Below are 24,697 nucleotides of genomic sequence, written 5' to 3' on the forward strand. Positions count from 1 at the left end.
TGTCATTCGTTGATAAATATGTCTTTCTCTATTATATCCTTAATAAATATAAAATGCCTAACCTTTTGGTGGTTAGGCATCAATCGTTTATTAGAATTTTGCAATTAAAATTGCTACCACGAAAAATAATACTGAAAGGACCATTGTTACGCGGTGTAAAACAAGTTCAACACCACGCGCTTTTGACTTACCAAATAGCTGCTCAGCACCACCTGAAATGGCGCCTGAAAGACCAGCACTTTTTGGTTCCTGCATTAATACTGTCGCAATAATTAACACTGATAAAACGATTAATGAGATTAGTAAAAATGTATGCATCATGCCACCTCCTGCTCATCTACATCACAACTTTGCCTATTTTATCATAGACCCAGCAAGCAATGCATAATTTAAACGTAATCATACATAATGCCATTTTAACATGAATACGTGCAACTATATAGCAAAAAACGGTATTTTTTTAAATCCACATAATGAAAAAAGGAATTGCGCCTAAGCACAATTCCTCTTTCACTCACTCAATTATTTGTTTAAATTATAGAATGATTTAAGACCTTCGTATTTTGCAACGCTTTCTAATTCGTCTTCGATACGTAGTAATTGGTTATATTTTGCTACACGGTCTGTACGAGATGGTGCACCTGTTTTGATTTGACCAGCGTTTGTCGCAACGGCGATATCCGCAATTGTTACGTCTTCTGATTCACCAGAACGGTGTGAGATAACAGCAGTGTAACCTGCGCGTTTTGCCATTTCGATAGCGTCTAATGTTTCAGTTAATGTACCGATTTGGTTTACTTTAACTAAAATTGAGTTACCAACGCCTTCTTCAATACCGCGAGATAATTTTTCTGTGTTTGTTACGAATAAATCGTCACCTACTAATTGTACGCGGTCGCCGATTTTTTCAGTTAATAATTTATGACCAGCCCAGTCATTTTCGTCAAGACCATCTTCAATTGAGATGATTGGGTATTTAGAAGTTAATTCTTCGTACCAAGCAACCATTTCCTCAGAAGTTTTCGCAACGCCTTCACCATCTAAGTGATATAGTTTGTCGTCGTCGTTGTAAAGTTCAGAAGAGGCAACATCCATTGCAAGCATTACTTCTTCGCCTGGTTTGTAACCAGCGCGTTCAATTGCTGTAACAATTGTTGATAATGCTTCTTCGTTTGATGTTAAGTTTGGTGCGAAACCACCTTCATCACCTACAGCAGTGTTGTGGCCTGACTCTTTTAATACCGCTTTTAAAGAGTGGAAGATTTCAGTACCCATGCGTAATGCGTGGCGGAAGTTTTCAGCGCCTACTGGCATTACCATGAATTCTTGGATGTCCACGTTGTTATCAGCGTGTTCACCACCGTTTAAGATGTTCATCATTGGTACAGGTAATTGTTTCGCGTTTACGCCACCGATATATTGGTAAAGTGGTAAACCTAAGTAGTTCGCACCTGCGTGCGCTACTGCTAATGATACGCCTAGGATTGCGTTTGCGCCTAGTGCACCTTTATTTGCAGTGCCATCAAGCTCGATCATTTTGTTATCAACTGATACTTGATCTAGCACTGAAAATTCACCGATTAATGCAGGAGCGATAATGCTGTTCACGTTATCAACGGCTTTTAATACACCTTTACCTAAGTAGCGAGATTTGTCACCATCGCGTAATTCTACAGCTTCATATTCACCAGTTGATGCACCAGATGGTACGATTGCGCGACCATAAGCGCCTGCTTCTGTGAATACTTCAACTTCTACTGTTGGGTTACCGCGTGAATCTAATACTTCGCGAGCTAATACGTTTGTAATAATTGACATTGTTTGAACTCTCCTCGGTTTGTGAAATTAGTTTTAATCGAATAATGGTTTACCTGTCATTTCGGCAGGTTGTGCAACATCTAACAATTTAAGCATCGTTGGCGCTAAATCCGCTAAGATACCATCATGCATAGTGATGCCCTCTTTTGTAACAATTACTGGTACTGGGTTTGTTGTATGTGCTGTCATCGGGTTCCCTTCAAGCGTCACGACTTCATCAGAGTTACCATGGTCTGCTGTAATAATCGCATGACCACCTTTTGCTAAGATTGCGTCTACAACATCACCTAAACATTCATCGACCGCTTCGATTGCCTTAATCGTTGGCTCTAGCATACCGCTATGACCAACCATATCAGGGTTCGCGAAGTTTAAGATAATCGCGTCTACTTTGTCGCCGTTAATTTCTGCAACAAGTGCATCACGCACCTCGTAGGCACTCATCTCAGGTTTTAAATCATATGTCGCAACTTTTGGTGAGTTGATTAAAATACGATTTTCGCCGTCGAATGTATCCTCACGTCCACCGCTCATAAAGAACGTCACATGTGGGTATTTTTCTGTTTCTGCGATACGTAATTGACGTAATTTCGCATCTGATAACACTTCGCCGATTGTATTTTTTAAATCGTCGTCGTGGAAGGCGATATCACCGATTACACTTTCACTATATTTCTTAAAGCAAACAAATTCAAGGTTTTTTGGTTGTTTTTCTGAAATTTCAAAACCATCGAACTTCGGATTTGTGATAGCTGTTGATAATTGGATTGCACGGTCTGGACGGAAATTGAAGAAAATAACCGCGTCATTATCATGAATTTTTGCAACAGGTTGCCCGTCTTCTTCAACAACAAATGGGATGACAAACTCATCTGTTACACCCTGCTCATAAGAAGCCGCAAGACCAACGCCTGCTGATGGTTGCATTGGGCCTTCGCCTTCTACAACGGCATCAAATGCTAATTTTACACGATCCCAGCGTTTATCACGGTCCATCGCATAGTAGCGTCCGCTAACTGATGCGATTTTACCGATGCCGATTTCTGCAATTTGTTTTTCTGTTTCCGCAAGATACTGTGGTGCTGTTTTCGGACCCACATCACGACCATCTAAAAATGCGTGAATATACGCCTCCTCAAGACCTTGCTGTTTTGCTAGTTTTAACAGCGCAAATAAATGCTCATAATGGCTGTGTACACCGCCATCTGAAAGTAATCCTAAGAAATGCAACTTCGAATTATTTTCCTTCACATGGTTGATTGCTTTTAGAAGCACCTCATTTTCAAAGAAATCACCGTCTTTAATCGACTTATCGATACGTGTTAAGCTCTGATACACGATACGACCTGCGCCAATATTTAAGTGACCTACTTCGGAGTTCCCCATTTGACCGGCCGGAAGACCAACTTCCTCGCCTGACGCAAGTAACTGCGCATGTGGGAATTGTTTGTAGTAGCGATCAAAATTTGGCTTATTTGCTTGTGCTACTGCATTACCGAAAACTTCTTTACGACAGCCGAAGCCATCTAAAATGATTAGTGCTACTGGTGTATTAGGCATTTGCCCCCGCCTCCAATAATTTTAAGTATGAATCTACTTCTAGGCTGGCACCGCCGACTAAGGCGCCGTCAATATGTTCCATCGATAACAGCTCTTCAACATTCGCTGGTTTTACAGAACCACCGTATTGAATACGTGTTTTTTCAGCCACTTCTGCACCGATTTCCTCAGCGATTGCATGACGCACCTCGCCGCATACTTCATTTGCATCGGCTGCTGTTGCTGTTTTACCTGTACCGATAGCCCAGATTGGCTCATACGCGATAACCGCTTGTGCCACTTGCTCACTTGATAAATCTTTAATTGCCGCTTTTACTTGTGAAGAAACTTTTGAAACCGTTTGACCCGCTTCACGTTCCTCTAAAGTTTCACCCACACAGATGATTGGCACTAAATTATGTGCAAATGCTGCATGTGCTTTTTTATTAACGGCTTCATCTGTCTCGTTGAAATATTCACGACGCTCAGAATGACCTAACACAACGTATTGCACGTGAATATCTGCTAGTTGCGTCGGGCTGATTTCACCAGTAAATGCACCCTCTGTTTCAAAGTGCATATTTTGTGCGCCGATGGCTAAATCTGTTCCTTTTGCAGCTTCAACTAACGTTGGTAAAAAGAGCGCAGGTGCACAAACAACTGCCTCTACTTTATCATTCGCAGGTACTTGTGATTTGACTTGCTCCACAAAATCTACAGCCTCAGAAAGTGTTTTGTACATTTTCCAGTTGCCAGCAATAATTGGTTTACGCATGTTTCAATCATCCTCCAAATATAGTTTATTTATCGTTTAACGCGACAACGCCTGGAAGCTCTTTGCCTTCCATGAATTCAAGTGAAGCACCGCCACCAGTTGATACATGTGACATTTTTTCTGCAACACCGAATTTTTCAACCGCAGCAGCTGAGTCGCCACCGCCGATTACTGTATAGCCTTCTGTTTCTGCCATCGCATTGGCTACGGCTTTTGTACCGTTTGCGAAAGCATCCATTTCAAATACACCCATTGGGCCATTCCAAATGATTAATTTTGAATTTTTAATAACGTCCGCATAGATTTCAGCCGTTTTTGGACCAATATCTAATCCCATATAATCTGCAGGAATTTTATCGATATCCACTACTTTTGTATTGGCATCTTTTGAAAACTCGTCCGCTACAACTGCATCGACAGGCATATAGAAGTTTACGCCTTTGTCTTCTGCTTTTTTGATAAATGATTTTGCTAAGTCAATTTTGTCTTCTTCAAGAAGAGATGTCCCAACTTCGTGACCTTGTGCCTTTGTGAATGTGTAAGACAATCCGCCACCGATAATTAAGTTATCCACTTTTTCTAACAGGTGGTTAATCACGTCGATTTTATCTTTTACTTTAGCGCCACCGATGATCGCTGTGAATGGACGCTCAGGATCTGCTAGTGCTTTCCCTAAAACATCTAATTCTTTTTGCATTAAGAAGCCTGATACAGCAGGTAAAAATTCTGCGATACCTGCTGTTGTTGCGTGTGCACGGTGAGCGGCACCAAAGGCGTCATTCACATAGACATCTGCAAGCTCCGCAAATTGTTTTGCAAGTGCTGGATCATTTTTTTCCTCACCAGCGTGGAAACGTACATTTTCAAGTAATACGATGTCGCCATCTTCCATAGCTGCGACAACCGCTTTCACGTTTTCACCTACAGATTCGTCTAACTTCTTCACTGGCTTACCTAGCAATTCTGCTAAACGCTCGCCTGCTGCTGTTAAACGAAGCTCTTCTTTTACTTCACCTTTTGGACGGCCTAGGTGACTTGATAAAATCACTTTGGCACCTTCATCGACTAAATATTGGATTGTTGGTAATGCTGCGCGAATACGTGTGTCATCTGTTACTTTTCCATCTTCCATTGGCACATTAAAGTCCACACGTACAAATACGCGTTTACCTTTCACATCAATATCTTTTACCGATTTTTTCTCATTCATCTACAGAATGCCTCCCTTTAGCGCGTGTAAAACGCTTACTTGCTATCAATAAAAAAGGAGAAGTAACCGTCTCGCTCTTCTCCTCTTTTTTCAAACTCATTATATACGCTAACTACTTAAAAGGCTAATTATTTTTTCAAAATAAAGATTTCTTTTAAAAACGAGCGTTTCGTATTCAATTATTAGAATCCTTGGTTTGCAACATATTCAGCAAGGTCTACAACACGAGTTGAGTAACCTGTTTCGTTATCGTACCAAGCAAGTACTTTCACTAAGTTGTCTTCAAGAACCATTGTTGATAATGCGTCAACTGTTGAAGAAGAAGTGTTACCGTTGTAATCAATTGATACAAGTGGTTCTTCAGAATAAGAAAGTTTACCCGCAAGTGATCCTTCTTCAGATGCTGCTTTGAATGCGGCATTTAATTCTTCAACTGTTACGTTTTGATCTAACTCAGCTACTAAGTCAACAAGTGATACGTTTGGTGTTGGTACGCGGATTGCCATCCCATCTAATTTACCTTCAAGTTGAGGTAAAACTTTTGCTACTGCTGATGCTGCACCTGTAGTTGTTGGGATGCTAGACATAGCAGCTGCACGCGCACGACGGTAATCTTTGTGTGGAAGGTCTAAGATTTTTTGGTCATTTGTGTATGAGTGAACTGTTGTCATCATACCGCGTTTGATACCGAATTTTTCGTCTAACACTTTCGCTACTGGCGCTAAGCAGTTTGTTGTACAAGATGCGTTAGAGAATACGATATCTTCGTCTTTGTTGTATGTTTCTTCGTTAACACCCATTACGAATGTTGGCATATTTTTACCTGGAGCAGACACGATAACTTTTTTAGCACCTGCATCAACGTGTTTTTTCGCATCGTCATAGTTTGTGAAGCGACCAGTTGATTCAACTACGATATCAACGTCTAATTCACCCCATGGTAATTTCGCTGGGTCTGTTTCTGCGTATACACGAACTTTTTTGCCATTAACAAGTAAGTTTTCGCCTTCGTAAGATACGTCAGCGTCTAATTTACCGTGTACTGAATCGTATTTTAAAAGATGTGCTAACATTGCTGAGTCCGTTAAGTCATTTACTGCGACAATTTCGATGTCCTCGCGTTGTAATGCTGTGCGGAATACTAATCGTCCAATACGTCCAAATCCGTTGATTGCTAATTTAAAAGTCATGTCTATTTCCTCCAATAGTATAATTAATTAAATTTCTTCTCGAATTATTTTTAACATTTCCTGTGCAGCAGATAAATCTGTGATGAAGTTTGTTTGTTCTGGTGCATTTGTAAAGTACGCTAAAATCGCTTTGGCTTTTGAAGCACCACCCGCTAAGGCGATAACAGTGGGACATTTTTTGACCTGCTCTAGTTGTAGGCCAACTGTCCGGATGCGCTGTACAGCTTTCCCTGTTTCATCAAAGTAATAACCAAATGCCTCGCCGATCGCACCATGCTCTCGTAACTTCTCTACTTCATCAGAGGTAGAATTACGACGCCATGCCATCTCGTCGGCAGAACCAACACCGTGAACGACGATATCTGTGCGATCATATAAATCGAGCATGTCCTTTACAATAGGTTCGTGAATCATCGCATTATATGCGGCTTCACTTAGATGCTCTGGTAAGTACAATGTGCGATACTCATTGCCAGTATTGTTCGCAAACTCTGCGGCAATCGTATTCGCTTGCATCTTCACATCAACACCCATGCCTCCACGCGCTGCAATAAATGTCGCACCGTGTATCTTCGAAGCTGTCGACAACTGTTCACCTACCGCCGCAACCGTACTACCACCTGTAACGGCGATAATATCACCTTGCTTCGCTTCACGTTTTAAAAGATTCGCCGCTTCGACGCCCATCATTGCCTTCACTGAAGGTTCCTGATCGACATTCCCATCGACAATCGTCATACGTTTCACGCGTAAATATTTTTGCAGTTGTCGTTCCAAATCTGTAATACCTGACCATTCATACACAAGCGGCTTCAGCACATCTAAAATTTGAATTCCTGCCTCTGAAATCGACATCCCTGTACGATTTGCAACGATTAACCCCTGCTCACGCATTAGGTCTGTTTCTTTCCTCACTTCTCGCTCTGCTAGAGAGAGACTATCTGCTAAAGCACGACGACCGATTGGCCCAAGCATTTGGACCATATTTAAAATACGGTAGCGTACTTGTAGCAAACCTGACATCTCAGGCAGCATTTTCAATTGTGCTTCCGTTAATGAAGGCATACTCTCTCTCCTCTCAGTGGGTTCTTTTTTATCCCATATATACATTTTCTATCCCACTCACTATAAAAAAATATTTCTTTTGTTCCTACGTCCATTATAGCAGGTTAAATATTGCTTTGCAAACATGGGCTAATTATGTCCCACCGAGAGTGGCTAATTAAATGTTTACATTAATTTGTATTCCCACTTAGCCATAATTAAAACATTTTTTAATAAAAAAAGAAGAATTGCTCGAAGCAATTCTTCCCTAAAGTGCTTGTTCAAATGATGAATCCGTCTGTTCTGTCACTGCTTCAATAATCGTCTCATAATCTAAGATACCATATTGAATCATTTCGCCGTCTTTTTCGAGAACCGGAATCATCATCATGTACCTCTCATGCAAGTCTTCATCCTGTTCGATATCTACGGTCGCAAATTCAAACGGAACTTCCTGCTGGACGAGGCGCATCATGTTCATTCCTTCCTCACAAAGACGACAATTTTGTCGACTGTAAAAAGTGAGCATGTGAACACTCCTTTGCTGTTTTATATTGATTCTCTATATTATAGAAGAAACTCAAATAAAATGGTAGCGTTTACCCCCCGCTAAAGATAGAAAAAAAAGCAGTCAAACAAGAAATTCGTTGACTGCCCTTTTCTATTTCTTCCTATTATAAAGGAATGTTTATTTACCCATTTTCATTGGCGCTACTTGTACGCGTTTTAAGAAGAATGATAAGACAAGCGCGACAATTGTAACAATCATTGCGATAAAGAATGAGAAGTTAATCCCTTCAACCATCGCTTTGTTTGCCATTGTTTCAGCAAGCTCTTTCCCGTATTTCGCTAATTGAACTTCTGTCATTTGCTCACCATTTTGAGCAGCTTCCATTGCTTTTTCTTTCACTTTATCTGCAACAGTTGCTTCAATGTCTAGATCTTCTGCTGCTGATTTTGTACGGTTTGTCATAATTGTGATCATCACGGCTGAACCAATTGCACCTGCAACTTGCTGAAGTGTGTTGTTGATTGCTGTACCATGTGGATTTAAACGCATTGGCAATTGGTTTAAACCATTTGTCATGATTGGCATCATTACCATTGACATACCAAACATACGCACTGTATACGCTACGATTAAATACGTGTAAGACGTATCTAATGTTAATTTAGATAAATAGTAAGTTGATACTGTGACGATTGCTAGACCTACGATTGCTAATGGACGCGGCCCAACGCGGTCAAATAATTTACCTGTAATTGGTGACATGAAGCCCATCATTAGAGCACCTGGTAACATCATTAAACCAGCATCTAATGGTGAAATACCGCGAACATTTTGTACATATAAAGGTGTTAAAATCATACCAGAGAACATCGCCATTGAGATGATAACGGAAATGACACTACCCATTGCATACATTGGGAATTTATATACTTCTAAGCTTAGAAGCGGTTTTTCTAGTTTCAGTTGACGGAAGACGAACAAGATAAGTGCGATGGCACCGATTGTGATCGTTCCCCATACTTCGATTGCGTCCCAACCTGCTGATGAAGCAGTGGAGAAGCCATATAATAAACCACCAAAACCAATTGTTGATAAGATAATCGAGAAAACATCGAGTGTTACTGGTTTTGTTTCCATAATATTATCAAATTTGAAGATCGCTAATAATAATGAAATGATAGCGAACGGTAAAATGATAATGAATAGGTAATGCCATGAGAAGTGCTCAACTAAATAACCTGATAATGTAGGTCCGATAGCTGGCGCCATGATCATTACAAGACCAAAGATACCCATTGCTGCACCACGTTTTTCAACTGGGAAGCTGACTAACATGATGTTCATAAGAAGTGGTCCCATAACAGAAGCACCTAATGCTTGAATCATACGAGCGGCTAATAAAATACCAAAGTTTGGTGCGACAATTGCTAATGCTGTACCAATTGTAAAAATCGCCATTGATGTGACGAATAATGTTTTGTTTTTAAAACGTGTAATTAAAAATGCACTGGCTGGTACAAGTACCCCAGTTACAAGCATATAACCTGTTGCTAACCATTGAACCGTTGATGCTTCAACATCAAAATCTTTCATGATTGAAGGTAATGCTACGTTTAATAGCGTGTTATTTAAGAACGCTACGAATGCCCCAACGAATAAAATGGCAATCATTAAATACGGGGGCTTTTTAAGTGGTTGATCCATGTTCAATTCCCTCTTTGCCTAATATTTATATTTACTTCGATTTCAAAGTTTACTTGATACATTTTATACTCGCAGTCCAATTTTTGCAAGAAAAATGTTTCATTCGAGAATAAACCGCCATTTAAAGCGTTTTCTTCACTATAATATGAGTCCAATTCACTTGAAATTAATCCGAACTATGATTAAAATTATACTGCTAGTCCAAAATAGAATAAAAAAGGTGACTAAATGAACAACCGTAAAAGACAAATTATTCAGGCCTGTATTAAGCTCTTCTCTGAAAAAGGCTTTGTAGAAACGTCCATTCAAGAAATTATTGAAGAAGCTAAAATTTCAAAAGGCACATTTTATAATTACTTCCCATCAAAAAAAGACTGCCTAATCGCCATCTTAGATATCGGGCGAAAAGAAACGACAGTCCGTAAAGTTAAAGCGATTACTGGCAAAGAAAAAAACGACAAGTCTGTCCTTGCCGCTCAACTTATCGCCACGATGCAAGTGAACCACGAACATAATCTGCTACCGATTTTTGAGTCCATCCTGCATTCGGGTGATAAAGATTTAAAGCGCCTCGTCGATCAAAATCTCCTGCAAGAGATTGATTGGACCGCGCGCAGATTACTAGACGTCTATGGCACAAAATTAGTTCCCTATCATTATGATGCATCCATTCTATTATTTGGTATGATGCATCAAATGTTCCACATCGGGAAGTTAATTAATTACCCACGTGGCAATGCGATGGAATTTATAACATTCGCATTAGACCAACTAGATGCCATTACCCCAACATTAATTAGCAACCAAAAGACGCTGCTTGGACCGACTTTTGAGGAATTTATTAATGAAAATATTGAAGCGCGCGTCATTGATAAAGAGGAGCTACTCAAGCAACTCCATGGCTTTAAATCGTATTTAAAAGATTTATCAAACCAGCAACAAGAATACATTGCTTATTTAATCGAAGAATTAGAACGTGATACACCACGCTACCATGTGATTAATGCCGTTGCTTTCCAGTTTTATAATAGCTTCCGTGATACACCGCACGCACCAGAAGCCATTGAAATCACGAATCAGCTATGGCAACTTTCAAAAAATAATAGTTAATCAAAAAAAGGTCAGGACAGTTACGTCCCGACCTCTTTTTTTTATTATTTTTTATTACCACGTAATTTTGCGACTTTATCCGCTAAGCCTAAAGTTGCTTTTACCGCTTTACGATTTAATGTATTTTCTTGGAATTTTACTTTTTTATTCAGACGCTCAATTTCCTGCTTGTACGCCGCAATTTTAGCTGCATCATTTTTCTTCGCAGCCATTTCACGTTTTACACGACGTTCTGTACGTGCATTTTCTGCGTCATTAAATGCTTGCCAACGACGTACTTGCTCATCAATTGGTGCTGTTACATATGGTGTCACAACGCCTGGAATATCAACATTTTTGATTTTCTCATCAAAAGGTGTCGTTTTTGGATACATTGTTTTCTTATACGCATGGTCTAAGTTATTTTTATTTAAGAAGCCAATAAAGCGGTCAAAGTTCTCATTCGCCACTTTCTCTGGTTTATGGAAGTCACTTTGTTCGATAATATCCCAGATGTTTGTGTCCTCTGTAATATCTGGACCCCAGTAATTATTTAATTGGTGATAGTCCGTTAATTCACGCATACGACCATCTTTCGGTAAGATGATGCTTGGTGTCCCTGCAATCGTTGCAGCAATATTCCCGTGAAGACGTGCACCAAAGCTTAAATCTACTTCTTGTAATAACTCCATCCATGTTGGAATATTTACTGGGTAGCGCACATGATCTCCTGTGTAATATTCATCTAATACAGATTCCGGATACACTTTATTTTGGCTAGGTAGGTCCGGTCCACCTAAGTAGGTCATTTTCAGTTCTTTTAGCCACTGTGGAATATAGTAGTAGTTACCAAATTCATGACGGCTACGATCAATAAAGTTTAATACATTATCTGGTGATAAACGTGAGTTGTTAATTGACACTAACGAATCCTTTGTAATGTTCGTATCTCGAATTTTCAAATCACGACCGAAACTATACATCGACGGACAGCCAATTGGCATATGGTCTACGCCTTCTTGGAAGCCAAGTCCTGTTAAGTAGTCTGAAGTGATTTGACCACGTACCCCAATCATTGCTGATTTATTTAATACAGCTTTTACGAATTTTTTCGTTGCATCGTCAAATTCATATTTCGCACCTTTTTGTGCATCAAATGGCGTACGAGCCCCTACACCGATTACATAAACCGGAATTGTTAATTTATTAATCAGCTCTGCATAACGCTCTAAATGCCCGATGAAATCTGGACGGAATGCATCCGCTAACGGAATAATATAGCCGTCATAATTTGCATTAATCATATCTGCATCTTTCGGATTTAATCGATAATAATCCGGCACAATCATGACATCCTCAGTCGTTAATGTGCGGTAAATCCCATAAGCATAAACTAAGTTCCCTACATTCCCTCCAATAGAATTCGTAGAAGCGATATGTGCTGGGTCAAAGTTGTTTAGTGGGGACATCCCAGAACGCATTAAGATTTTTTTCATATTTGTTCTCCTTTCAATTACAATCACTTTATTAGTTGTCCGTACAAGCACTCTACTACATAGTAGTTAATTTATATATGAAATGTCAATGAAATCACTTGCTCCATTGTAAATGCTCTAAAATATAAAAAAACCGCACAAATGCACAGTTTTTTTAAAAATTATATGTTTCAATTGACCTATCAAAAGGTATTTAAAAATGGATGCCCCTGGAGGGAATCGAACCCCCAGCCTAAGAACCGGAATCTTATGTTTTATCCATTAAACTACAGAGGCATAGCTATATGACGACCTTACTATTATACTAGGTAAAGAGCGTATTATCAACTTTCTATTAAATGATTCATTTCATTTGACCTTTATTGACCAAAAAAGTTATGATATGTTTACAAGGCAACGAAACAGTGCCAATTTTATGGACATATAAGGAGGAAATACTTATGAACTTAATTCCTACAGTCATCGAAACAACAAACCGCGGCGAACGCGCATATGACATCTACTCTCGTCTTTTAAAAGACCGCATCATCATGCTAGGTAGTGCAATCGACGATAACGTAGCAAACGCAATCGTATCTCAACTTCTATTCCTAGAAGCAGAAGATCCAGAAAAAGATATCTACCTATACATCAACTCTCCAGGTGGCTCTGTAACAGCTGGTATGGCCATTTACGATACAATGCAGTTCATCAAACCAGATGTACAAACAATCTGCATCGGTATGGCTGCTTCAATGGGTTCATTCTTATTAACAGCTGGTACAAAAGGAAAACGTTTTGCATTACCAAACGCTGAAATCATGATTCACCAACCACTAGGTGGTGCTCAAGGTCAAGCGACTGAAATCGAAATCGCAGCAAAACATATCTTAAAAACACGCGAAAAATTAAACCGCATCTTAGCTGAACGCACTGGTCAACCGATCGAAGTAATCGAAAAAGATACAGATCGTGACAACTACATGTCAGCTGAACGTGCGCTAGAATACGGTATCATTGATAAAATCATGGAACGTAACGAAACAAAATAGTTTTTCATCCCTAACACTAAACAACCATTTCTCATTGGTTGTTTAGTGTTTTTTTATGTTTTTTAGTATTCATTTGCCAAAAAAATGCAGTATGATAGAATCATATACTTAAGGGAGGGATTTTAATTGACCTATTTCAAAAGAATTTTAGCTATTTGTCTGAGCATGAGCTTAGTTTCACCTATGGTTGCTTCTGCTGATACAAATACAGCTTCCTGGCTAAAATGGAAGAATACAAAACTCAGTGCTCACCGTGGTGCACAAGTGGTCGCACCTGAAAATTCATTAGCTGGTGTACAAGGCGCAAAAGAACTTGGCTATGCCTTTATTGAAATCGATGTGCGTAAAACAGCAGACAATCAATATGTATTAATGCACGATAAAACAATCGACCGTACAACTACTGGATATGGTTCTGTCGCTAGTCGAAAATTAAAACAACTTCGTGTATATCATCTTGTAGATAAAAATAATAGGCTAACAACAGAAAAAATCCCAACATTAAAGGACGTATTAGCTTCAGCCAAAAAATATAATGTTGGCGTCAATATTGATGGCTCAAAAGGTGATTTCGGTGATCAAAAATACGCCAAAGGCATCGTGACCCTTGTCAAAAAGGCCAATATGTACAATAAAACATTTTTCGTCATCTCAGATAGTAAAGCACGTGCGAAATTCAATAAAAATTACCCAAATGCCACAATTTCATTTATCGGCAATCCTAAAAAAAGCGTAGCAAGTGATATTAAAAAGCTTAAAAAATACAAACATGCCATTTATACAACCCATATTAATAATCTTGATGCCGCGACAGCAAAAAAAATCCGTGCTAGCGGACTGCGTATTCATATTTATGGCGTCAATACAAAAAGCGCCTATAAACGCGCCAAAAGCTATAAGCCACTACTAGTCGAAACCGATAAACTGAAACCATAAAAAAAGAGAGCTCCCAATCGGAAGCTCTCTTTTTGTGTGCCATTCGGCAGCACTCTCTGTAACAACAAGAAATGACCTAAAAGCGTTCGTTTAGACTTTTTCTTACTACCACAAAACAGTGGTTATTCTACAACATTGTGTAATTGTTTTAATTCGTAATAGAAGTCACCTGATTTACTACCAACGTTACCAGCGCGTAATGCTGTAGTGTAGTGAATAGTTGTTGTTACTTCTTTACCTTCAAATGTAGAAGTTGTTGTTAAGTTATTCATTTCTTCGCCATCAGTAATTTCTGGGCGTTTAACGTTTGTGTGACCTAATTCTTCTAAAAGTTCTACAGCTTTGTTTTCACGACCGATGTGGAACTCGATTAATTCAGGGATTTTTAAGTCGACGATTTGTTCTTTTTGACCTTCAGTTTTGATATGTGCAATGTACGTAATATCTAATTCCATGATGAAAAATCCTCCATCCAAATGTATAAGTTTTATTTATACTTATTCTATCATTTAATTACCCCGCTTCACACTTTCAAAACTTACGCCACCGCATAAATTGCATCTAGAAAAAGAACAATTCCGACCTAAAGAGCGTTTTTGAAATTCGATATAGTAAAAAAGAACAAAAAAAAGAAGGAACCACCAAAGCGGTGATTCCTCTCTTTTTATGCTTTACGACGATTACGCTTAAATAACATAAACGCTGCGCCAATTAACAGCATCCCTACTAAGCTATAAAGCGCTACCTGCTCCCCTGTTTGAGGTAGTAGGCTACTTCCTGTTGAAGGTGCTTTATTGCCATTTGAACCATTCGTATTTGTATTGTTATTGCTACCGTTTCCTGGTGTGTTATTGCCTGCGTTACCAGCGTTGTTATTATTATTGCCTGCATTGCCGTCATTACCTGTATTGCCATTATTTCCAGTATTACCATTGTTACCTGTGTTTCCATCGTTACCATTATTACCGTTGTTACCTGTGTTTCCGTTATTGTTGTCGTTATCATCGCCATCCACATCCGGATATTCTCCGTCTGGGTACTCTTCATCTGGCGTGTTGCCATCATTTGGATCTTCACCATCGCCACCATTGTCCGGGTCTTCGGGATCTGTTCCTGGTTCTTCAGAGTCATCCTTTTTCACTAATGTTACTGTGACTTGACAATCATCGCCAACAATTACTGTTTGCGTTTTATAACCATTTTTCTCAAATGTTACTTTTGTTCCTGGTGCAACAGCTTGGTCAAATGTGTACGTACCATTTGTCGTTTTTACTGTTGTACCATCGATTGTTACGCGTACAGTGTTAATTGTATCGCCATCTGAATCTTCTACCGTTACTTCAAACTTATCACACGCATTTTTAGGTGTGATTGTCACCGTTGTATGACACTCTTTATCGTTGACAGTTGTTGTCGTTGGTTCATAACCTTCTACTTCAACTGTTACTTTTTTGCCTGGTTCTAATGTTGGTTCTTTCCCTGGCTCAAATGTAATAGTACCGTCTTCGTTAACTGTGCCTGTTCTCGTTTTACCATCTTCTGTTGCGACAGTTACTTTCGTTCCTTTTTCTGGTTTATCGCCAGTTAAAGGTGCCACTGAAATTGTTGGATTTTCACATTTATCATTCGGTGTAATAACAATGGTTGTATCACAATCTTTTTCATTCATTTCAGATGTTGTTTCTTTATAACCATCCACTTTCACTGTTACTTTCTTGCCTGGTTCTAGTGTTGGTGGTGTTCCTTCAAATGTTACTTTACCATTTTCGTCTACTGTACCTGTTGTCGTTTTACCATCAACTGTTACAGTCACTTTTGTTCCTTTTTCTGGTTTATCACCATTCGGCGTAATTACAGAAATCGTTGGGTTTTCACATTTGTCGTTCGGTGTAATTGTAATTGTTGTTGTACAATCCTTTTCAGAAATTGTCGTTGTTGTTTCTTTATAGCCATCCACTTTCACTGTTACCTTCTTACCCGGCTCTAGTGTTGGTGGTGTTCCTTCAAATGTTACTTTACCGTTTTCATCTACTTTACCTACTGTTGTTTTACCATCCACTGTTACGATGGCTGTTGTCCCAGCTTTCGGTTTATCACCAGTTGAAGGAGTCACTGAAATTGTTGAGTTTTCACATTTATCAGGATTGATTGGCGGTACGATTGGTGGCACTGGTACTTTCGTATTTGTTACGGTAATACCTGCCGCACATTTATCGTCTGCTACTGTAATCGCCACATCACCCGCTGTACGGTAACCGCTCGGCGTAGACGTTTGTTTTAATGTGTATTGACCTGGTTTAAGCGTTGCATCTAATGTGTACACTGCTTTACCAGTCGCATCTGTTGCTACTGTAATTTCTTTGCTGTAGCCTTCACCTGTTAATGTGAACGCTGCAGTAGAGTTTGCTGGACCTTGGTAAGATACTGTGAAGTCTGGGCAAGCTTTCGCAAAATCAATGACAATTTCACAATTTTCTACTGTGAATGCGACCACATTACGTGTTACACCCTCAACTGTTAATTGTAAATAATATTTTGTGTTGTCACCATATTCATTCGGAACAATCACTTGTCCATTTACATCTGTTGTTAAAATTGTTTGTCCATTAATTTCTTCTACTGCCCCTGTTGCTTTATTTATTACTTTAACAGAAGCACCACTTGCTACTTGACCTTTATTGCTAACAGTTACTGTTGTTTGAACACAAGCAGCTTCAGTTGTTTTAAAATCAATTGTTAATGCACAATCACTCACTGCATAACTTGAGATTTCTTTTGTTACACCATTCACTGTAACATCAATTACGTATTTATTTACATCTACATATTGCCCTGGAATTTTTACTTGGCCATTCTCATCTGTTGTTAACGTTGTTTGTCCATTAACTTCAACTACTTGTTCTGTATCTTTATCAATAATTTGAATTTCTGCATCTTCAGTAGCAATTCCATTATTATTAATTGTTACTGTCGTTTCAATACAAGCTGTTGATAAGAATTCTACTGTACCCTGACAATGTTCGATTGTTATTTCTTGTTCTTCATAGTTTGGAATAGAAACGATTACTTTTCCATCTACAACTTCTGAGGCTGGAAAGGTAACTTTCCCATTTTTAACTACATATTTTTCTGTCTTTGTATCACTAAATTTGACCGTAACTTCTGTACCATCAACTACAAGTACACTACCTGTTTTTACTGTTAATACATTATTCGTACATGCTGCAGTATTAATATTCACTTCTACTTCACATGTTGTTAAATCAGTGTTTGAATAATCTACTATTGCTTTGGTAATACCATCAACGGTTACTTCAATTGTGTACTTCTCTTTGTCAATGTATTTCCCCGGAACCGTTACCTTACCAGCATCATCTGTTGTTACGGTTGTATTGGTTCCATCAAGTGCTACTGCTTGTTTCGTTTCATTATCAATAATTTGAATTTCTGCATTTTCGACAACATTATCGCCATTTTTCACAGTGACTGTCGTTGTTGTACAAGCAGTTGTTGCAAAATTAATTGTTACATTACAATCTTCACTAGCATATGTTGTAATTGTTTTTGTAATATCATCAACAGTTACTTCAATTGTATACTTCTCTTTGTCAATGTATTTCCCCGGAACCGTTACCTTACCAGTAGCATCTGTTGTTACGGTTGTATTGGTTCCATCAAGTGCTACTGCTTGTTTCGTTTCATTATCAATAATTTGAATTTCTGCATTTTCTACAACATTATTGCCATTTTCCACAGTAATTGTTGTTTCTTTACAAGCAGACGTTTTTAAATCAACTTCTACTGCGCAATCCCCTGTTAAATCTGCAAAGCTATATTCTTTTGTTACATTGTTTTGTTCCACAGTGAATGTATAATCGGCTACTGCATATTGCAACGGAATTTTCACTTGACCATTGCCGTCTGTTTTTACTGTTGTTTGAGCCGGATTGGTATCATCTGCGTCTTTTAGTGTTACAACTTTACCATCTTTATCTTTAATTGTAATGATTGCCCCATTAACTGCAGTGCCATTTTCTTTTACGGTAATTGTTTTTTCTACACAGGCGCCCTCTTTGTAGTTAGCAACCGTTTTAGTGATAACTGAGTTGCCGCCTGGCACTACGAGTGTATTCGCGTCTTTCAACAATTTAAATTGTGTTTGTTGTTCATATGTTGAACCTGTCGTCACAAATCCATCTGGTGCTGTTATTTCTTTTAATTGATATGTTCCTTCATAATAACCTTTGAATACAACATCGCCATTCTCATCTGTTGTACCTGTTGCTAATTTAACTTTACCTTTACCGTTATATAACTCAAATACAGCACCTGCTAATGCTTTATTATTATCCATTGGATCTATTTTATGAATTTTTAAATCTACTTTTGAACGTGTAGCACCAGCATTTGAATCTGAGTAAGCAATATTGTATTGCTTTGCTTGTCCCTTATCATCTTTACCAGCACTAGCTTCTTCATCATTATTATATTTTAATGTTGCTGTATTTGTTGTGTTTGTACCTGTTGCATCATTGTAATAAGCATCATACTCAATTTCATATGCCTTTGTAATAGTTTCTGGGAATTTTACGATAAAACCATTTGAAATAGCTTCACCACTACCAATAATATTTTGTGTGACCGTGAAGTCATTTTCTGTGTATACATAGTTACCGTTTTCATCTGGTATTGATGTCAGCTCTTTACTATTTAATACAAGTTTCTTATTATTCTCAAAATCAGTACCATTTGTTGTAGCAAGTTCATAAATTTTAAATGTTTCTGGTAAAATCATTTGATTAGACCCCGGAGTATCGGTGATCGTTGCATTGCTTAGTTTAGATTGCCCTTTATTAATAATCATTGACCAAGTTAAGATTTGATTCTTATCATCAATAGAAGGTTTTCCTTTTTCAACTGTATGCGTTGCATTAGTTACTTCAACAGAAGCATTTTGATTATACTTTTCATTGCCACCAACTGTTAGCTTGGCATTATTCGTATACTCCCCAGCTTCCATTTGTTCGTCTTTATCTTTTGATTGATATTTGAATTTATAAGCGTCAATATTTGAGGCACTATCTTTAAATGTAAATGTAAAACCTGTTCCATCAGTTTTATATTTAAGTTCACCAACATTTCCCATATCTATTGGGTTACCATCTTCACCATTTACATTATCATTACTTAATGTAACTTTATATAACTTTACTGAATCAGCAATTAGTTCCTGATTATCACCTAATGTATCTTCAAATACGCCACTTTGAATTTCTTGACGTTTATAGTTGAAACCAGCTTCCCAATTAAATACACGGTTTGTGTAATCATAGCTACCCGATTTATAACCATTTTTAGTTGATTGTTTTTCATCAATATTTACTGACTTATCAAATGAAGTTGATTGTGATTCTGTTTTAGTTGGAGTTTTATATGTGTAACTAACATTATTTACAATAGGATCTTTACCAATTTTATCGACATCATATGGTGTTGAATACTTGATGGTTTGTTTTTTCTCAATGTTGCCTAACCCAAGTATAAATTCACCTAATACATTTTTAGTAATTCTAGAAGAATCTAATGTTGTAGACTCTCCATTTCCCACTTGAATTTCAAATTCCGTTGGTGCTGTTAGCGAACGGTCTATTGGATACGTATCTGTCACCACAACGTCGTTTAACTTCAAGTCTGATGGATTAATAACAATTGTCCAGTCAATTTTTTTATTTACATAATCAATGCTACCATTTTTATAACCTAAGTTATAGCTATAATCAATAGTTGAATTATCTTCTTTTTTCGTTTCTTCTTCACCAAACGACACTGTATTTTTAAGGGTGCCACTTTTAGCAACAATACCATCTTTATCTGCTAATTTTGTTTTATATTGAATGTGATAAGCTTGCCCATTTACAGCTTCATCATTAAATTTAATAGTAAAACTATTTTTTCCATCTTTATTTGTAACTTTACTAATAGTATAAGTTGATGGATCTGCTATAATGGCGTTTTTCCCAGTTGAATCCACTTTTTCAATAACAAAGCTATTTTCTACTAATTCATGGATATCATCAAAAGCATCCGTCAAAGTCGCATCTGCATCTTTACGATCTTTTTGATTATAATTATATTTGATATTCCATGTAGCTTCACCATTTCCATCGCCAGTAACTGTTTTCTCTAAAGGCGTACCATATGTTACATCTACAGATTTAGTTGCCTCTCTAGCTACAGTCCCTTCAATCTTTGCTGTATTCGAAATTGTTTCTTCTGCAGCATCAGATGTACTAACATTTTTTGTGACAAGCACAAATTTATATGCTTTTGATGCATCTGGTAAAACATAAGAGAAATTTTTCTTATCTGTAGGAACGGGTAAAGACTGAACTATGCCTTCACTTGCTTTTCCTATTAAATTATACGTAATTTCTGTAGCACTAATTGATTCATATTCTAATTGCTCTGGTAAGTTATCTGTAAATGTGTTTTCACCTGCTTTAGCTGATAAATTACCATTTACAATAACTGTCCAAGTAAGTTTTCCTGTTGCCGGATTTACTTGACCATCTTTCGTAATTAACGTAGCATCTTTTGCTGGCTTCGGTGTAAATGTTAATGGAATTGTTACTTCTTCATTATTTTTACCTTTTTCACCAAAAACAAGGCTTTGATCTGGATCAGAATCGCTACCAGATTTTAATGTAGCTGTTAAATTCACAAAACCTTCTTCAACTGCTTTTGGTTGACCAATTTGTTCATCATAAATATCTATTAAAGTGATTTTTAAATACTCTCCACTTATCTCGTAGTTACCTAGTTCTTCATCTCCATTTTTAATAATTCCACTAGCGGGCTTAACATCTGCTAGCATCCCCACTGGCAATTTAATTAAAATATAGTCACCGTTTCCATAACCATTTTTTTCAATCGCAATAGACGTCAAATTAAACTTGACGTTCATACCAATTGAATCACCGTCTTGTACCTCAGCATTTTCTGCTAAAACATCACCATTTTTCGTAACTTCTACGTCTAAACCCGCATCTTGAGTAATTTCTTTAGGCTCTGTTTTCTCATTTACTGCTTTCGCTTTCACAGCTACTTTTTCCACTGATGTTGTTTCATTTTTTGTGATTTGTTGTTCTTTAGCTACTGCCTGTTCTTTCACTTCGGCTTTTACTAAAGATTTTTCGACTAATGCTAAACGCTCAGTCAGAACTTGTTTGCCTTCTGTGAAAGAATCATCAACAAGCGCAACTGCATTTTTAGCTGTAGCAAGTTGTTGTTCATCAAAGTCTTTTACGATTGCTGTTTTATCATCATTTAATAATGCATTTACAGCAATGAAAGCTTTGACTAAAACAATTGTATCTGTTAATAGTTGCTGATCTTTTTCAGCGACTGTTTCAACGTATGCTTCCGCTGTTGTCACTTGTGGCTGACCAACTGTTGACTTGATATCGCTCTTTGTTTCATCGGTAAATAAATCAGCGATAAACTGTTGAGCATTATCAAGCTTGTCTGCTTCCTCTGCCGCAACTTGTGCTTGCTCTTCATCCGTTAGCTCCGTTTGCTCAACGGGCGCAGTGTCTGTCGCAGACGCCGTCATCGGAATAAACAAGCCATTTGAAATGATTTGCATGACCAGCATGAAAGACATTAGAAAAATACTAAACTTCTGTTTCATGTACGTTCCACTCCTTATTATTCATATAATAGGTCTTTATTAAGACCTATCAATATATCGTCATTCTACCGCTATTATTTAGTGATAGCAGTACGGATTATAAAGCAAAAATACTATATTATAGGCATAAAGACTTCTAAATGATGATATTTTAAATGTTTACAGCTTATTTTTAATAAAAATTAACAAAATCACTTTTTTATTAATTCCACTGCGCTACTATTTAGCTAATTTTTTTTTATTATTTTTCGATTATCCCTTTATCTAAAAAACAATTTATTACTATTTTAAAGTTCTTCCGTAAATCCTTATTCTGGTAATTCATTATGTTATTTCTTAAAAGGTCGATTCTGCGAAATTTTTATAGGCCTAAAGATTTGTTTTTTAATATCTTTTCAACAAAATAAAAAAGCCGCACATTTTGTACGACTTTTTACGCTATGTTTATTTACTCGTTAAAAATTTACTCAATTTTTCAATTGCCTGTTGTTCATCTTCGCCATCAGTTGTGAGCGTAATGCTTTCACCTGATGAAATGGCTAAACTCATCACTCCCATGATGCTTTTAGCGTTAATATGCTTGGTTTCTTTTTCAATAAAAATATCACTCATAAAGCTATTGGCCTCTTGTACAAAGCTTGCCGCTTGGCGTGCCTGTAACCCTGCCTCTAGCTCAACCGTTAGTTGTTGTTGGATCATTTCTTTCTTCCACTCCCCTATGACTATTTTAAATTTACCTTTTGGCCTGCTCGTAATGAATCGGCAATCGAATCAATTTTACGCAGGCGATGATTAACCCCTGATTTACTAACAGTGCCCGTAGACACCATTTCCCCAAGTTCTTTCAATGTTACCTCTTGATGCTCGACACGTAAACGCGCAATTTCACGAAGCTTATCAGGTAATTGTTCAATCCCAATCATATTATCGATGAATTTAATATTTTCGACCTGACGTAGTGAGGCACCAATCGTTTTATTTAAATTGGCTGTTTCACAGTTTACAAGTCGATTTACACTATTACGCATATCTCGTAAAATACGAACATCTTCAAATTTCATCATAGCAGAATGCGAGCCCACTAGGCTTAGAAAATCGGAAATTTTTTCCGCTTCCTTTAAATACGTCACAAAGCCTTTTTTACGCTCAATCGTTTTCGCATTTAAGTCAAAGCCATTCATTAAATCGGCTAGTGCCTCACCGTGCTCGCGGTATAATGAATAAATTTCTAAATGATAGGCAGATGTTTCTGGATTATTGACAGAGCCACCTGCTAAAAATGCACCTCGTAAATAAGCGCGGCGTTTATTTGATGTATCGATTAAATCATGTGATATTTCATGGTTAAAGAGGAAATTACCCGATAAAATTTCAAGGCTTTCAAGCAACTCTTTCGCACCTTCACGCACGCGGCAAATGTACACATTATTTTTTTTCAAGCGCATTTTTTTACGCACCAATAGCTCGATTGGATAATCATATAAACGCTTTAAAATGGTATACATGCGACGAGCAATCGCTGCATTTTCCGTTTGCACATCTAAACTCAGTTGACGATTTGCAAAGGATAATGAGCCATTCATCTGGATTAGCGCAGATAGCTCGGCCTTGCAACTTGCGTCGTCCGCTTCAATTTGCGTCAACTCTTTTTTCATTTCTGAAGCAAATGACATATCGATTTCCCCCTTTCGTTTTTACATTCGTTTTTCATTCGTATAGTTATATAGCCACTCGGCCACGCGTATCGCTTTATGACGGACTGTCCCGTTTTTCACGGTCGCAATGTCTGCTTGAATCACTTCAAGTCCCAGTCCTTCTAAGCGCTCTATATCGAAAACAACGGGTTCCGCACGTTCTTCTTTGTAATTTTCTTCTATATCATCCGGTACTTCCGAATGATTATTTAATAAAATGGTTTCAATAAAGGCTGTCCCTACATGATCATAAATCGCTTGCACATGATCTGCAGCTGTGTAATACGATGTTTCTCCGTCTTGCGTCATCAGGTTACAAATATATACTTTACGTCCACTCGCTGCAATGACAGCATCACGGATTTCTTTCACAAGGAAGTTTGGAATAATACTTGTATATAAGCTACCTGGTCCCACAATAATTAAATCCGCCTCTTCAATTGCTTCAATGGCATCTGGTAGAGGACGCAGGTTTTCTTGCTTCAAAAAGACTTGTTTAATCTTTTTATGTTGTTTTGGAATAATCGATTCACCTTCAATAATCGAGCCATCTGTAAACTCCGCTAATAGCGTCATGCTTTCATTTACTACTGGAATGACACGCCCATGGACGTTTAACACACGGCTTAATTCACGAATGGCATGCGAAAAATCACCGGTAATCTCAGTTAATGCCGTCAGCATCAAATTACCAAGTGAGTGGCCTTTTAGCGCTTCTTTTCCTTTAAAACGATATTGAAACATTTCTTCGACAAGTGGTTCTACCTCTGACATTGCAGCAATGACATTACGCACATCGCCTGGTGGTGGAATGTCATAGTCATCGCGCAAACGACCAGAGCTACCACCATCATCTGCTACCGTCACAATCGCTGTCAAATCAAGAGGATACTGCTTTAATCCACGAATTAACGTAGATAAGCCCGTACCGCCACCGATAATGACAGCTCGCTTGTTAGTTCCCATAAGC

Annotated in this window: 18 protein-coding genes and 1 tRNA gene; 3 read left to right on the forward strand and 16 right to left on the reverse strand. The window is 38.0% G+C overall.

The annotated features are described in order from the left end of the window. Positions 1 to 90 precede the first annotated feature (90 nt). The 9 genes from secG to ACFSY7_RS01450 form a co-directional block, all read right to left on the reverse strand. A complete protein-coding gene (gene secG / locus ACFSY7_RS01410) occupies positions 91 to 318 on the reverse strand; it encodes a preprotein translocase subunit SecG (RefSeq protein WP_126991282.1) in 228 nt (75 codons plus the stop codon). 204 nt (positions 319 to 522) lie between these two features. Beyond that, positions 523 to 1,818 (reverse strand): phosphopyruvate hydratase, encoded by a 1,296-nt coding sequence (gene eno / locus ACFSY7_RS01415; RefSeq protein ID WP_126991281.1) that lies wholly within the window; start codon positions 1,816 to 1,818, stop codon positions 523 to 525. Positions 1,819 to 1,851: 33 nt separating this feature from the next. Continuing rightward, complete coding sequence (gene gpmI / locus ACFSY7_RS01420) at positions 1,852 to 3,378, reverse strand: 2,3-bisphosphoglycerate-independent phosphoglycerate mutase (protein WP_380146548.1); 1,527 nt, start codon at positions 3,376 to 3,378, stop codon at positions 1,852 to 1,854. Further along, the gene (tpiA, locus tag ACFSY7_RS01425) at positions 3,371 to 4,132 is read right to left on the reverse strand and encodes a triose-phosphate isomerase (RefSeq protein ID WP_126991279.1); all 762 of its coding nucleotides are present in this window, start codon (positions 4,130 to 4,132) and stop codon (positions 3,371 to 3,373) included. The genes gpmI and tpiA overlap by 8 nt, the downstream gene beginning before the upstream one ends. A 25-nt stretch (positions 4,133 to 4,157) precedes the next feature. After that, positions 4,158 to 5,342 carry a phosphoglycerate kinase gene (locus tag ACFSY7_RS01430; protein WP_380146549.1) on the reverse strand — a complete coding sequence of 395 codons (1,185 nt, stop codon included), beginning with the start codon at positions 5,340 to 5,342 and terminating at the stop codon, positions 4,158 to 4,160. 182 nt (positions 5,343 to 5,524) lie between these two features. Then, positions 5,525 to 6,532, reverse strand: coding sequence for a type I glyceraldehyde-3-phosphate dehydrogenase (gap, locus tag ACFSY7_RS01435; protein WP_380146550.1), 1,008 nt, complete (start codon positions 6,530 to 6,532; stop codon positions 5,525 to 5,527). Between the two features lie 27 nt (positions 6,533 to 6,559). After that, positions 6,560 to 7,597 carry a sugar-binding transcriptional regulator gene (locus ACFSY7_RS01440; protein ID WP_380146552.1) on the reverse strand — a complete coding sequence of 346 codons (1,038 nt, stop codon included), beginning with the start codon at positions 7,595 to 7,597 and terminating at the stop codon, positions 6,560 to 6,562. A gap of 247 nt (positions 7,598 to 7,844) precedes the next feature. Further along, a complete protein-coding gene (locus tag ACFSY7_RS01445; protein WP_126991275.1) occupies positions 7,845 to 8,105 on the reverse strand; it encodes a glutaredoxin family protein in 261 nt (86 codons plus the stop codon). Positions 8,106 to 8,264: 159 nt separating this feature from the next. Next, positions 8,265 to 9,791 carry a DHA2 family efflux MFS transporter permease subunit gene (locus ACFSY7_RS01450; protein WP_380146555.1) on the reverse strand — a complete coding sequence of 509 codons (1,527 nt, stop codon included), beginning with the start codon at positions 9,789 to 9,791 and terminating at the stop codon, positions 8,265 to 8,267. A 228-nt stretch (positions 9,792 to 10,019) separates the two neighbouring features. Between ACFSY7_RS01450 and ACFSY7_RS01455 the strand changes: the two genes are divergently transcribed. Continuing rightward, positions 10,020 to 10,901: a TetR/AcrR family transcriptional regulator gene (locus ACFSY7_RS01455; protein WP_380146556.1), complete on the forward strand. Its 882-nt coding sequence runs from the start codon at positions 10,020 to 10,022 to the stop codon at positions 10,899 to 10,901. A 44-nt stretch (positions 10,902 to 10,945) separates the two neighbouring features. Here ACFSY7_RS01455 and ACFSY7_RS01460 read toward each other — a convergent pair whose 3' ends face one another. Together ACFSY7_RS01460 and ACFSY7_RS01465 are read right to left on the reverse strand one after the other, a co-directional pair. After that, the gene (locus tag ACFSY7_RS01460) at positions 10,946 to 12,376 is read right to left on the reverse strand and encodes a polysaccharide pyruvyl transferase family protein (RefSeq protein ID WP_380146557.1); all 1,431 of its coding nucleotides are present in this window, start codon (positions 12,374 to 12,376) and stop codon (positions 10,946 to 10,948) included. Between the two features lie 204 nt (positions 12,377 to 12,580). Beyond that, positions 12,581 to 12,652: transfer RNA gene (locus tag ACFSY7_RS01465), tRNA-Arg, on the reverse strand. A gap of 164 nt (positions 12,653 to 12,816) precedes the next feature. Between ACFSY7_RS01465 and clpP the strand changes: the two genes are divergently transcribed. Both clpP and ACFSY7_RS01475 read left to right on the forward strand, forming a co-directional pair. Beyond that, a complete protein-coding gene (gene clpP, locus ACFSY7_RS01470; protein WP_126991271.1) occupies positions 12,817 to 13,407 on the forward strand; it encodes an ATP-dependent Clp endopeptidase proteolytic subunit ClpP in 591 nt (196 codons plus the stop codon). A gap of 165 nt (positions 13,408 to 13,572) precedes the next feature. Then, entirely contained in the window at positions 13,573 to 14,343 is a 771-nt protein-coding gene (locus ACFSY7_RS01475; RefSeq protein WP_380146558.1) for a glycerophosphodiester phosphodiesterase family protein, read from the forward strand. Positions 14,344 to 14,465: 122 nt separating this feature from the next. On the opposite strand, the gene ACFSY7_RS01480 is transcribed toward ACFSY7_RS01475, so the two are convergent. From ACFSY7_RS01480 to ACFSY7_RS01500, 5 genes are all read right to left on the reverse strand, one after another. Continuing rightward, the gene (locus tag ACFSY7_RS01480; protein ID WP_126991269.1) at positions 14,466 to 14,798 is read right to left on the reverse strand and encodes a hypothetical protein; all 333 of its coding nucleotides are present in this window, start codon (positions 14,796 to 14,798) and stop codon (positions 14,466 to 14,468) included. Between the two features lie 209 nt (positions 14,799 to 15,007). Beyond that, positions 15,008 to 22,033, reverse strand: coding sequence for a collagen binding domain-containing protein (locus ACFSY7_RS01485; RefSeq protein WP_380146559.1), 7,026 nt, complete (start codon positions 22,031 to 22,033; stop codon positions 15,008 to 15,010). Positions 22,034 to 22,477: 444 nt separating this feature from the next. Beyond that, positions 22,478 to 22,732: an HPr family phosphocarrier protein gene (locus ACFSY7_RS01490; RefSeq protein ID WP_126991266.1), complete on the reverse strand. Its 255-nt coding sequence runs from the start codon at positions 22,730 to 22,732 to the stop codon at positions 22,478 to 22,480. Between the two features lie 23 nt (positions 22,733 to 22,755). Beyond that, positions 22,756 to 23,706, reverse strand: coding sequence for a DNA-binding protein WhiA (gene whiA / locus ACFSY7_RS01495; RefSeq protein ID WP_380146560.1), 951 nt, complete (start codon positions 23,704 to 23,706; stop codon positions 22,756 to 22,758). Between the two features lie 21 nt (positions 23,707 to 23,727). Continuing rightward, positions 23,728 to 24,693, reverse strand: a complete 966-nt coding sequence (locus tag ACFSY7_RS01500) for a gluconeogenesis factor YvcK family protein (protein ID WP_380146561.1) — start codon at positions 24,691 to 24,693, stop codon at positions 23,728 to 23,730. Between the last annotated feature and the right edge of the window lie 4 nt (positions 24,694 to 24,697).

Origin of the sequence: Kurthia populi (assembly GCF_042686175.1) — a bacterium.
Taxonomy (GTDB): Bacteria; Bacillota; Bacilli; order Bacillales_A; family Planococcaceae; genus Kurthia; species Kurthia populi.

What these genes read in the sequence shown, in the direction of transcription:
- secG (WP_126991282.1), bottom strand. Translation starts at nt 318, where the DNA reads ATGCATACATTTTTACTAATCTCATTAATCGTTTTATCAGTGTTAATT.
- eno (WP_126991281.1), bottom strand. Translation starts at nt 1,818, where the DNA reads ATGTCAATTATTACAAACGTATTAGCTCGCGAAGTATTAGATTCACGC.
- gpmI (WP_380146548.1), bottom strand. Translation starts at nt 3,378, where the DNA reads ATGCCTAATACACCAGTAGCACTAATCATTTTAGATGGCTTCGGCTGT.
- tpiA (WP_126991279.1), bottom strand. Translation starts at nt 4,132, where the DNA reads ATGCGTAAACCAATTATTGCTGGCAACTGGAAAATGTACAAAACACTT.
- ACFSY7_RS01430 (WP_380146549.1), bottom strand. Translation starts at nt 5,342, where the DNA reads ATGAATGAGAAAAAATCGGTAAAAGATATTGATGTGAAAGGTAAACGC.
- gap (WP_380146550.1), bottom strand. Translation starts at nt 6,532, where the DNA reads ATGACTTTTAAATTAGCAATCAACGGATTTGGACGTATTGGACGATTA.
- ACFSY7_RS01440 (WP_380146552.1), bottom strand. Translation starts at nt 7,597, where the DNA reads ATGCCTTCATTAACGGAAGCACAATTGAAAATGCTGCCTGAGATGTCA.
- ACFSY7_RS01445 (WP_126991275.1), bottom strand. Translation starts at nt 8,105, where the DNA reads ATGCTCACTTTTTACAGTCGACAAAATTGTCGTCTTTGTGAGGAAGGA.
- ACFSY7_RS01450 (WP_380146555.1), bottom strand. Translation starts at nt 9,791, where the DNA reads ATGGATCAACCACTTAAAAAGCCCCCGTATTTAATGATTGCCATTTTA.
- ACFSY7_RS01455 (WP_380146556.1), top strand. Translation starts at nt 10,020, where the DNA reads ATGAACAACCGTAAAAGACAAATTATTCAGGCCTGTATTAAGCTCTTC.
- ACFSY7_RS01460 (WP_380146557.1), bottom strand. Translation starts at nt 12,376, where the DNA reads ATGAAAAAAATCTTAATGCGTTCTGGGATGTCCCCACTAAACAACTTT.
- clpP (WP_126991271.1), top strand. Translation starts at nt 12,817, where the DNA reads ATGAACTTAATTCCTACAGTCATCGAAACAACAAACCGCGGCGAACGC.
- ACFSY7_RS01475 (WP_380146558.1), top strand. Translation starts at nt 13,573, where the DNA reads ATGAGCTTAGTTTCACCTATGGTTGCTTCTGCTGATACAAATACAGCT.
- ACFSY7_RS01480 (WP_126991269.1), bottom strand. Translation starts at nt 14,798, where the DNA reads ATGGAATTAGATATTACGTACATTGCACATATCAAAACTGAAGGTCAA.
- ACFSY7_RS01485 (WP_380146559.1), bottom strand. Translation starts at nt 22,033, where the DNA reads ATGAAACAGAAGTTTAGTATTTTTCTAATGTCTTTCATGCTGGTCATG.
- ACFSY7_RS01490 (WP_126991266.1), bottom strand. Translation starts at nt 22,732, where the DNA reads ATGATCCAACAACAACTAACGGTTGAGCTAGAGGCAGGGTTACAGGCA.
- whiA (WP_380146560.1), bottom strand. Translation starts at nt 23,706, where the DNA reads ATGTCATTTGCTTCAGAAATGAAAAAAGAGTTGACGCAAATTGAAGCG.
- ACFSY7_RS01500 (WP_380146561.1), bottom strand. Translation starts at nt 24,693, where the DNA reads ATGGGAACTAACAAGCGAGCTGTCATTATCGGTGGCGGTACGGGCTTA.